This is a genomic window from Rhodosalinus sp. (genome assembly GCF_046542825.1).
Taxonomy (GTDB): domain Bacteria; phylum Pseudomonadota; class Alphaproteobacteria; order Rhodobacterales; family Rhodobacteraceae; genus Rhodosalinus.
The window spans coordinates 1-10,196 of the sequence record NZ_JBKHAQ010000100.1; the positions used below are offsets into that span (position 1 = coordinate 1).

Sequence of the window (10,196 nt, forward strand, 5' to 3'; positions counted from 1 at the left end):
CCCTGATGCTGCTGGCGCTGTTGACCAAGCAGACGGCACTTGCCGCGCCGGGGGGCGCAGGCCTGGCACCCGCGGCGCCGCAGCGCTCCGACGAGGAAGGGCCGGAGCGCCCTCGCGAGCCCCGCGGCGCCGCGGCGCCGGACACCGAGGCTGCGCCGGGCGCGCAGGACACGCCGGCGCGGCCGCAGGCGGGCGCAGGCGAGGCCGTGCCGCAGCCCGCAGAGCCGCAGGGCGGGTCAGGGATGCCCCCCCGCGCCGAAGTCGATCCCCCCTCGGACCCCTCGACGCCGGGCGCGCCCGCTGCACCGGCCGCGGAACCTGCGCCCGATGCGCCCGAAGCGCCCGACGCTCCCGCGTCGCGCTCCGCCGCCGGAGGCGCGGGACAGGCCCCCGGCGCTCTTGCCCGGCTGGCGCCGGAGGTCCGGACCGGGCGCCTGCCCACGGCGGATGTGCCGCCCGCCCCCCCCGAGGCTGCCGCGGACGAGAGCGATGGCAGCGAGGCGGCTGCCGCTGCCGAGGCGCTGCCGCCGCTTCGCCGCCATGCGGCCGAGGCGGACCTGCCGCAAGATGCGCCGCGGCTGGCCATCGTGCTCATCGACGACGGCAGCATGCCCTTCGGCCCCGACACGCTTGCCGGGGTCCCGTTTCCGGTCAGCGTCGCGGTCGACCCGGAGCGCCCCGAGGCGCAAGCGGCAATGGCCGCCTATCGCGCGAAGGGGATCGAGGTGCTGATTGCCGTCAGCCTGCCGGAGGGCGCCACCCCGCAGGACGCCGAGATTGCCAGCGCCGCCTGGTTCGAGACGCTGCCGGAAACCGTCGCGGTCATCGAGGGGCGCCCCGGGGCGTTGCAGCAGGATCGCGCGCTGGCGGAACAGGTTGCCGATATCGTCGGAGAGGCGGGACGGGGCCTTGTCTTCCATCCCAGGGGTCTGAACACCGGGCTCGCCCTTGCGGAACGCGCGGGCGTCCCGGCGGCCACGGTGTTCCGCAGCTTCGGAGGGGTGGGCGAGGATGCCCGCGCCCTGCAGCGGCTGCTCGACCGCGCCGGCATGCGGGCGCGCAGCGAGGGGGCCACCATCGTGACGGGACCGCTGCGGCCGGACCTCGTGCCCGGGCTGGTCGCCTGGGGTCTGGCAAGCCGCGATGCGGGGCTTGCGCTGGCGCCGGTCTCGGCGGTGCTCCGCGACAGTTCAACCGGGGGCTGATCCGCCCGTGGCGGCGCGCCTGCACTTCGCGGGGGAGATGGGTAGGGCGACGTGACCCCCGCGAGGTGTCCCCGCGGCAGGCCGCGGCCCGAGGTTGGGCGAACTACTGGAAGTTGGCGTGAACGGCGTTCAGCGCGGACTGGTTCAGCGTGATCCCTGCGCGCGTCTGCAGCTCGCGCGCGTAGAGTTCGAAGACATCCTCTGCCAGCGCCCCTTCGACCTGGGCCGAGAGTTCCGCCCGCAGCGCCGCGACATCCTGCGCCTGCGGATCGGGCGGCAGGATCGCGTCGAGCCGGACCAGCAGGACGCCGGCACCCTCCGGGACGATCTCGACATCGCCGTCGGCCATCGCGAAAACGGTATCTCCGAGCGCACGGGGCACGCCCTCGCGCTCCTCGCCACGGGCCAAAGCCTCGACCTCGGTCGCACCGTTCAGTTCCAGCGCGGAAAAGTCCTCTCCCTCGCGCAGCGCGGCGGCCAGATCTTCGGCCTTGACACTCAGGCGCTCGCGGGTCTGCTGCTGTTCCCAGAGCAGGATGGCCTCGCCCTCGACATCCTCGAGAGGGGCGGGCGCGGGCTCCACGATTTCCTCGAGCCGGAGCGCGAAGAGACCGCCGTCCTCCAACCCGATGATTTCCGGGAAGTCATCTGTCGTCGCCGCCTGCACGGTCTCGCGGAAGGCGGGATAGGCGGCGATGCCTTCGGAAAGACCGGGGCGCCAGTCGATCTCGCCCAGGCGCAGATCCGTCTCCTGCGCGAGTTCCTCCAGCGTCGCGCCGCCGGCGAGAAGGTCGTCGAAGCTTTCGGCCTGGTTGGCGATGACCCGGCGGGCGCGGTCGGTGGCAAGCTCCTCGCGCAATTCCGGGCGGGCCTCCTCGAAGCTCGTCTCCTGTGCGGCGAGCGCGCCGTTGACACGGTAGAGCGCGGGGCCCAGCGAGGAGGGCAGGGGCCCCACCACCTCGCCCGTGTCGGCGGCAAAGACCTCTTCCGCGGCCTCTCCCAGCTCGCGGCGGGTCACATCGCCCAGATCGGTGTCGGGAAGCGTCAGGCCGCGGGCCGCGACCTCGTCCTCGAAGCTCGACTCGCCCTCTTCGATGGCCCTGAGCGCATCGCGCGCGGCGGCCTCGTCGGGATAGGCCAGACGCTCGACCAGCCGCCGCTCGGGCTGGCGATACTGCGCCTCCCGCGATTCGTAGAGCTCGCGCAGTGCCGTCTCGTCCACCTCGACCTCGTCGAGGATCATCTCGGGCGTCAGCCAGGCATATGTGACGCGCCGCACCTCGGGGCGCATGAAGCGGTCGGTATTCTCCTCGTAGAAGGCGCGGAGTTCCGACTCCGTCGGGGCGGGCACGGGGTCGTCGAGGGCATCTGCGCCCAGCCGGGCGAAGGTGAAGCTGCGCCGCTCGCCCAGGAAATCGGCAAGCGCATCCACGTAGCCCTGCGGCGCGGGCGTTGCGGCGAGCACGGCGTCCCGAAGGATGCGGCGCGCCGTCTCGTCGCGCAGATCCTCCTCGAACGCCGCCTCGCTCAGCCCCGCGTTCTGCAGCGCGAAGCGATAGGCCTCGCGGTCGAAGCTGCCGTCGGATCCCTGAAAGGCCCCGATCTGCGCGATCTGCTCTGCAAGCACGCCGTCGCCCACCGAGATGCCCAGCCGGTCGGCCTCGTCGTCGAGCGCCGCCTCGACGATCAGCCGGCCCAGGATCTGCTGGTCCAGCCCGGCCTCGCGCGCTTCCCGGAAGGTCACGGCGGAGCCGCGTTCCTGCGTCAGGCGCCGCAACTCGTTCTGCAGCGCGCGGGCGTAGTCCTCTGCCTCGATCGGCTCGTCGCCCACCTCGCCCACGGTGCGGACGTTGCCGGTGAGGTTGGTGGCGCCGAAGCCGGCAAGGCCCAGGATCAGCAGGCCCAGCAGGATCCAGACGAAGATTCTCGAGGTGCCGCTGCGCGCCGCCATGCCGCCTCCCGCCGCTTGGGTTTCGCGCGTTCCTAGCGGTGCGGGGCCCTGTCGGCAAGCGGATAGGCGAGTCGCCCGAGCCTGTGGAACAACTCCGCGATCCCGTCGCGGTCCGCGTTGGCGAAGGCCACGCGCAGGTGCCGTGTGCCGCTGGCGTCGCCCTCGGGCACGAACATCGTGCCGGGCAGGGCGAGCACGCCGATGTCGCCGACCATGCGCCGTGCCAGGTCGTCCGAGGGCAGGGCGAAGGGATGCTCGAGATAGGCGAAATAGGCGCCCGCCCCCTTCAGCCGCCAGCCGGTGCCCGCGGCCCGCGCCGCCTGCGTCTCGACCGCGGCGCGGCGGTCGAGGATCTCGGCCCGCTCGCCAGCGAGCCATTGGTCGAGGTGCGCGAGTCCCCACAGGGCCGCGTGCTGGCCCAGCTGCGGCGCGCAGATCGCCACCGTGTCGAGGAACTTCTCGGCCTCGGCCAGCGTGTCACGATGCGCGATCATTGCGCCCGTGCGATGCCCGGTCAGGCGGTAGGCCTTGGAAAAGGAATAGAGGTGGATCAGCGCGCGCGGCCAGTCGGGATCGGAAAAGAGCGCGTGCGGCGCGCCGGGCCGCGCGTCGAAGTCGCGGTAGGTCTCGTCGAGGATCAGGCTCAGGCCCCGCTCCTGCGCCAGCCGGTGGAAGGCCGCGACGAGGTCGGCTGGATATTCCACGCCTGCCGGGTTGTTGGGCGTGACCAGCACGATGGCGCGCGTGCGCTCGGTCACGAGGGACAGCGCCCGCTCCGGGTCGGGCAGCAGTTCGTCGCCGCAGGGCAGGGGCACGGCGCGCACACCCGCCATGTCGAGCCACATCTTGTGATTGAAATACCACGGCGTGGGCAGGATCACCTCGTCGCCCTCGCCGCAGAGCGCGGCGATTGCGGCGCAGAAGGCCTGGTTGCAGCCGGCGGTGACGGCCACCTGGTCCGCGGCGATCGCGCCGCCATAGGCCGCGCTCCAGCGCGCCGCGATGGCCTCGCGCAGCGCGGGCAGGCCAAGCACGGGGCCGTAGAGATGCACCTGCGGCACCCCCGTGACCAGGCGCGCCATCTCCGCGCGCAGGGCTTCGGGCGGCGGCGCGACCGGCGCGGCCTGGCTCACGTTGAGCAGAGGCATGTCCGCGGGCGGGCCGGCCGTCGCCAGCCAGCGCCGCGCCTCCATCACAGGGGGCGGAAAGGTGGCATTCGTGCGCGTCGTCACGACCCGCTCGGCGCGCCCGGGCGGGCGCTTCTCGCGAGAAGGGACCGGAGGGACCGCCGCGCGCCCGGCAACTCACTCGGTCCCGCGGTAGGGTTCGACGTATTGCAGCGCCATGTCCCAGGGGAAGAAGATCCAGGTGTCCTGGCTGACCTCGGTGATGTAGGTGTCCACCTGGTTGCGCCCCATCGGCTTGGCGTAGACCGTGGCGACATGCGCCCTGGGCATCCGGGCGCGCACAACTTCCAGCGTGCGGCCCGTGTCGACCAGGTCGTCCACGATCAGCACGCCGGTGCCGTCGCCCACCAGGTCCATGTTGGGCGCCTTGATGATCTGCGGCTCTGTCCGGGCCTGGTGGTTGTAGCTCTTGACGCTGATCGTATCGACGGTGCGGATGTCGAGTTCGCGCGCGACGATCATCGCGGGCGCCATGCCGCCGCGGGTGATCGCCACCACCATGCGCCACGCCCCGTCGTCGGGCCCGTGCCCGTCGAGCCGCCAGGCCAGCGCCCGCGCGTCGCGGTGCAGCTGGTCCCAGCTGACGTGAAATCCCTTCTCGTGCGGCAGCCGGTCCTTCATCTGCCTTGTCCCCCAGCTCAGCCCTTGGTGATGTCGGGCGCGTCCACGGCCTTCATCCCCACGACGTGATAGCCCGCGTCGACGTGATGCGTCTCGCCCGTCACGCCCGAGCTCAGGTCGGACAGCAGGTAGAGCGCCGAGCGCCCGACATCCTCGGTCGTGACGTTACGGCGCAGCGGCGAGTTGTATTCGTTCCACTTCATGATGTAGCGGAAATCGCCGATGCCGGAGGCCGCCAGCGTCTTGATCGGCCCCGCGCTGATCGCGTTGACGCGGATGCCGTCGCGGCCCAGGTCCTCGGCCAGGTAGCGCACCGAGGCCTCCAGCGCGGCCTTGGCCACGCCCATCACGTTGTAGTGCGGCATCACCCGCTCCGCGCCGTAATAGGTCAGCGTCAGGCAGGAGCCGCCCGGCCCCATCATCTTTTCCGCGCGCTGCACGACGGCGGTGAAGGAGTAGACCGAGATGTCCATCGACATGGCGAAGTTGGCGCGCGTGGTGTCCACGTAGCGGCCGCGCAGCTCGTTCTTGTCGGAAAAGCCGATCGCGTGGACGATGAAATCCAGCCGCCCCCAGCGCTCACCCAACTCGGTGAAGAGCCGGTCGATCGAAGCCTCGTCGGCCACGTCGCATTCGATCACCACGTCGCTGCCGAGTTGACCGGCCAGCGGCCCCACCCGCTTCTTGAGCGCCTCGCCCTGATAGGAGAACGCCAGTTCCGCACCCGCCCCCGCGCAGGCCTTCGCGATGCCCCAGGCGATCGACTTGTCGTTGGCCAGCCCCATGATCAGCCCGCGCTTGCCGGCGAGAAGGGAATTTGACATGGGGGCGCTCCGACCAATTTCCGCAATGGACGTCCTTTAGAAGATTGCAATATGGGCATCAAGGGCGGCGGGAACGGCCCCGCCCCGAGGCCCCTGAGAGGGAAGGCAGATGACGGATCGCAGCGGGATCTTCGCCGGCGACGACCCCTTCGCCATCGCGCGCGCCTGGCTGGCCGAGGCCGAGAAGAGCGAGATCAACGACCCCACGGCCATCGCGTTGTCCACGGTGGACGCGGACGGGCTGCCCAACGCGCGCATGGTGCTGCTGAAGGCGGTCGAGGACGCGGCCTTCGTTTTTTACACCAACTACGGCAGCGCCAAGGCGCGCGAGATCGAGGGCGCGGGCAAGGCCGCCTTCGTGATGCACTGGAAGTCGCTGCGCCGGCAGATCCGGGTGCGCGGGCTGACCGAACGGGAAGATGGCCCCAGGGCGGATGAATATTTCGCCTCCCGCTCGCTCAAGAGCCGGCTGGGCGCCTGGGCTTCGCGCCAGTCCGAGCCGCTGGAAAGCCGGGCGGCGCTGATGGCAGAAGTTGCGCGGCTCACCGCGCGGCTGGGCACGCATCCGCCCCGGCCGCCGTTCTGGGGCGGCTTCCGCATCGTGCCGCTGGAGATCGAGTTCTGGGCCGACGGCGCCTTTCGCCTGCACGACCGCTTCGTGTGGCGCCGGGACGCACCGGGAGAGGCGTGGACCGTGACCCGCCTGAGTCCCTGACCGCGCGGCAGCCCGTTGCAGTTGACTGAACGCCAGTCACTTTTGCCGCTTGCGGCCGCTGCGCATCTTCTCCAGACTCTGGCCGGGGATGAGCAAGGACTGAAGAATTGCCCGGAACAGACATGTCCGCGCGCAAGACGACGGGTCGTGTCAAGTGGTTCGACCCGTTGAAGGGATTTGGCTTCGTGGTCGCCGACGAGGGCGGCCCGGACATTCTGCTGCACGCCAACGTGCTGCGGAATTTCGGCCAGAGTTCCGTCGTCGATGGCGCGCGCATCGAGATACTGACGCAGCAGACGGACCGCGGCTTGCAGGCAACGGCCGTGCTGTCGATCGCACCGCCCGACGTGCCTGACACGCCGCCGCTGGCCGATTTCGCCGAATTGGACCGTGAACAACTGCTCGGGGCGGAGCTTCAGCCGGCGCGCGTGAAATGGTTCGACCGCGCGAAGGGATTTGGCTTTGCCAATGTCTTCGGCCTGAGCGAGGATGTCTTCATCCATATCGAGGTGCTGCGCCGCGCCGGGCTGGCCGAGGTGCAGCCGGGCGAGGCCATCGCGCTGCGCTGTGTCGAGGGACGGCGCGGGCGCATGGCGACGGAGGTCTGTGCATGGGAAGTCGCCCTGATCGACGAGGTCTGACGCGCGGGCTGGCGCTGCTGGTGGCACTGGCGCTGGCACCCGCGACTGTTGCTGCGTCCTGCCGCGAGAATGCGGTCTGGCTGCGGGGCGACTGGGGCGAGGCGCAGTTTCGCATCGCGCTGGCCGACGAACCCGACGAGCGCGCGCAGGGGCTGATGTTCGTCGAGGAGATGGACCGCTTCGAGGGGATGCTCTTCGTCTACGAGCGGCCTCAGCGCGTGTCGTTCTGGATGAAGAACACGCTGATTCCCCTCGACATGATCTTTGCCGACGCGCGTGGCGTGGTGCGCCGGGTGCACGAGAACGCGGTGCCCGGCGATCTGACGCCGATTCCCGGCGGCGACGACATCCTGGTGGTGCTCGAGGTCAACGGCGGCATGGCGCGCGAGCTGGGAATCGCGCCCGGCACCGTGCTTCGGCATCCCGCGCTGGGGCAGGACGCCGCCTGGCCCTGCTGAGGCTTCCCTTCGACCCGCGCGATATGTAGAGGGGAGGCGTCGGGGCGTAGCGCAGCCTGGTAGCGCGTCTGTTTTGGGTACAGAAGGTCGTGAGTTCGAATCTCGCCGCCCCGACCATCCCCTGCCTGTGACCGAAGGGCCGCACCCCTGCCCGTGCCACCCCGGTCGATCCCGTTGTGCAGCGGTTCCGCCCAAGATGCGGTGAAATTGCATCTTTTCCTGCCGCGCTGGGGCAGCGCCTTCCGCGGGCGGGGGCGGGCGACTCGGCACTCCGGCGCGTCAAGCGAAAAAAGCGCTCTTGAGCCGTTAAAATGGCGTTGACCATCTCGTGTCAGATACGTCAGGTTGTGTGGGCGGCGCAGATGGCCACTAGATGTAGTCAGCGTGCCAGGGACAGACACATTGGATGAAGCAGCGCGCGGCCCGGCGAGGGGCCCCGCACGGTGATCCGCACCGTGACGGAGATGCTGCGTCCACCGGAACGGAAAAGGCAGGGCTGCAAGAATGCGTATCGAAAGAAAGTTCACCGAAGCAGGACAGGACGCCTACGCGGGACTGGAGTTCGTCACCACGGCTTCCGAGATCCGCAACCCCGATGGAACGGTCGTGTTTCGACTGGACGAGGTCGAGGTGCCGGCCCGCTGGAGCCAGGTCGCCTCGGACGTGATCGCACAGAAGTATTTCCGCAAGGCCGGCGTTCCGAACCGGCTGAAGCCCGTGCGCGAGAAGGGCGTGCCGGAATTCCTGTGGCGCTCGGTGCCGGCCGACGACAACGACGGCTTCGGCGGCGAGACCAGCGCGCGCCAGGTCTTCGACCGGCTGGCCGGCGCCTGGACCTACTGGGGCTGGAAGGGCGGCTATTTCTCCACCGAGGAAGACGCGCGCGCCTACTACGACGAGATGCGCCACATGCTGGCCACCCAGCGCGCCGCGCCCAACAGCCCGCAATGGTTCAACACCGGCCTGCACTGGGCCTATGGCATCGACGGCCCCAGCCAGGGCCACCACTACGTCGATTACAAGACGGGGAAGCTCACCAAGGCGAAATCCGCCTACGAGCATCCGCAGCCGCACGCCTGCTTCATCCAGTCCGTCGCCGACGATCTGGTGAACGAGGGCGGCATCATGGACCTCTGGGTGCGCGAGGCGCGGCTGTTCAAGTACGGCTCGGGCACCGGCACCAACTTCAGCCGGCTGCGCGGCGAGGGCGAGAAGCTTTCGGGCGGCGGCAAGTCGTCCGGCCTGATGGGCTTTCTCAAGATCGGCGACCGCGCGGCCGGCGCGATCAAGTCGGGCGGCACCACGCGCCGCGCGGCCAAGATGGTGATCTGCGACGTGGATCATCCCGACATCGAGGACTTCATCAACTGGAAGGTCGTCGAGGAGCAGAAGGTCGCGAGCCTCGTCGCCGGCTCCAAGGCGCATGAGGCGCGGCTGAACGACATCTTCGCCGCCATCGGCGCCTGGGACGGCACGGCCGAGGATGCCGCCGACCCGGCGAAGAACCCGCAGCTGAAATCCGCGATCCGCGCGGCCAAGCGCGACCGCATCCCGGAAACCTACGTCAAGCGGGTGCTGGACTACGCGCGCCAGGGCTTCACCTCGATCGAGTTCCCGACCTACGACACCGACTGGGACAGCGAGGCCTACGCCTCCGTATCGGGGCAGAACTCCAACAACTCGGTGCGCGTGACCGACGCCTTCCTGCAGGCGGTGCGCGACGACGCCGACTGGGAGCTTTACCGCCGCACCGACGGCAGCGTGTCCAGGACCGTCAAGGCGCGCGAGTTGTGGGAGCAGATCGGGCACGCCGCCTGGGCCTGCGCCGATCCCGGCATCCAGTTCCACGACACCGTCAACGCCTGGCACACCTGCCCCGAGGACGGGCCGATCCGGGGCTCGAACCCGTGCTCGGAATACATGTTCCTCGACGACACGGCCTGCAACCTCGCCTCGATGAACCTGCTGACCTTCCTCGAGGACGGCGTGTTCCAGGCAGAGGACTACATGCACGCCACCCGGCTCTGGACGCTGACGCTGGAGATCAGCGTGCTGATGGCGCAGTTCCCGTCGAAGGAGATCGCGCAGCTTTCCTATGAGTTCCGCACGCTGGGCCTTGGCTACGCCAACATCGGCGGCCTGCTGATGAACATGGGCTACAGCTATGACAGCGACGAGGGCCGCGCGCTCTGCGGGGCGCTCACGGCGATCATGACCGGCGTGGCCTATGCCACCTCGGCCGAGATCGCGGGCGAGTTGGGCGCTTTCGCGGGCTACGAGCGCAACCGCGACCACATGCTGCGGGTGATCCGCAACCACCGCAACGCGGCCCAGGGCAACGGGCACGGCTACGAGGATCTGGCGGTGCGCCCCGTGCCGCTCGATCACCGCAACTGCCCCGACACCCGGCTGGTCGAGCTTGCCATGGCCTCCTGGGACGAGGCGTTGCGGCTGGGCGAGGCGCATGGCTACCGCAACGCGCAGGCCACGGTGATCGCCCCCACGGGCACCATCGGGCTTGTCATGGACTGCGACACCACCGGGATCGAGCCCGACTTCGCGCTGGTGAAGTTCAAGAAGCTCGCCGGCGGCGG

At 69.9% G+C, this 10,196-nt stretch carries 9 protein-coding genes and 1 tRNA gene; 6 read left to right on the top strand and 4 right to left on the bottom strand.

Annotation, left to right across the window (positions count from 1 at the left end; translation table 11 throughout):
• Positions 1 to 1,205 (top strand): divergent polysaccharide deacetylase family protein (locus tag ACLFOB_RS12030; RefSeq protein WP_410926215.1); only part of this gene is annotated, 1,205 nt, incomplete at its 5' end.
• A gap of 103 nt (positions 1,206 to 1,308) precedes the next feature.
• Here ACLFOB_RS12030 and ACLFOB_RS12035 read toward each other — a convergent pair.
• The 4 genes from ACLFOB_RS12035 to fabI form a co-directional block, all read right to left on the bottom strand.
• A complete protein-coding gene (locus tag ACLFOB_RS12035) occupies positions 1,309 to 3,156 on the bottom strand; it encodes a peptidyl-prolyl cis-trans isomerase (RefSeq protein ID WP_410926216.1) in 1,848 nt (615 codons plus the stop codon).
• Positions 3,157 to 3,188: 32 nt separating this feature from the next.
• Positions 3,189 to 4,388 carry an aminotransferase gene (locus ACLFOB_RS12040; protein WP_410926217.1) on the bottom strand — a complete coding sequence of 400 codons (1,200 nt, stop codon included), beginning with the start codon at positions 4,386 to 4,388 and terminating at the stop codon, positions 3,189 to 3,191.
• A 72-nt stretch (positions 4,389 to 4,460) separates the two neighbouring features.
• Positions 4,461 to 4,964, bottom strand: a complete 504-nt coding sequence (gene gpt / locus ACLFOB_RS12045) for a xanthine phosphoribosyltransferase (RefSeq protein WP_410917205.1) — start codon at positions 4,962 to 4,964, stop codon at positions 4,461 to 4,463.
• 17 nt (positions 4,965 to 4,981) lie between these two features.
• Positions 4,982 to 5,788 carry an enoyl-ACP reductase FabI gene (fabI, locus tag ACLFOB_RS12050; RefSeq protein ID WP_410917204.1) on the bottom strand — a complete coding sequence of 269 codons (807 nt, stop codon included), beginning with the start codon at positions 5,786 to 5,788 and terminating at the stop codon, positions 4,982 to 4,984.
• A 109-nt stretch (positions 5,789 to 5,897) separates the two neighbouring features.
• Between fabI and pdxH the strand changes: the two genes are divergently transcribed.
• The 5 genes from pdxH to ACLFOB_RS12075 form a co-directional block, all read left to right on the top strand.
• Positions 5,898 to 6,503, top strand: coding sequence for a pyridoxamine 5'-phosphate oxidase (pdxH, locus tag ACLFOB_RS12055; RefSeq protein WP_410926218.1), 606 nt, complete (start codon positions 5,898 to 5,900; stop codon positions 6,501 to 6,503).
• Positions 6,504 to 6,625: 122 nt separating this feature from the next.
• A complete protein-coding gene (locus ACLFOB_RS12060) occupies positions 6,626 to 7,144 on the top strand; it encodes a cold-shock protein (RefSeq protein WP_410917202.1) in 519 nt (172 codons plus the stop codon).
• Positions 7,114 to 7,602 carry a DUF192 domain-containing protein gene (locus ACLFOB_RS12065; protein ID WP_410926219.1) on the top strand — a complete coding sequence of 163 codons (489 nt, stop codon included), beginning with the start codon at positions 7,114 to 7,116 and terminating at the stop codon, positions 7,600 to 7,602. The genes ACLFOB_RS12060 and ACLFOB_RS12065 overlap by 31 nt, the downstream gene beginning before the upstream one ends.
• Before the next feature lie 40 nt (positions 7,603 to 7,642).
• A tRNA-Pro gene (locus tag ACLFOB_RS12070) sits at positions 7,643 to 7,719 on the top strand.
• Between the two features lie 387 nt (positions 7,720 to 8,106).
• A partial coding sequence (locus ACLFOB_RS12075; RefSeq protein WP_410926220.1) for an adenosylcobalamin-dependent ribonucleoside-diphosphate reductase occupies positions 8,107 to 10,196 on the top strand: 2,090 nt, incomplete at its 3' end.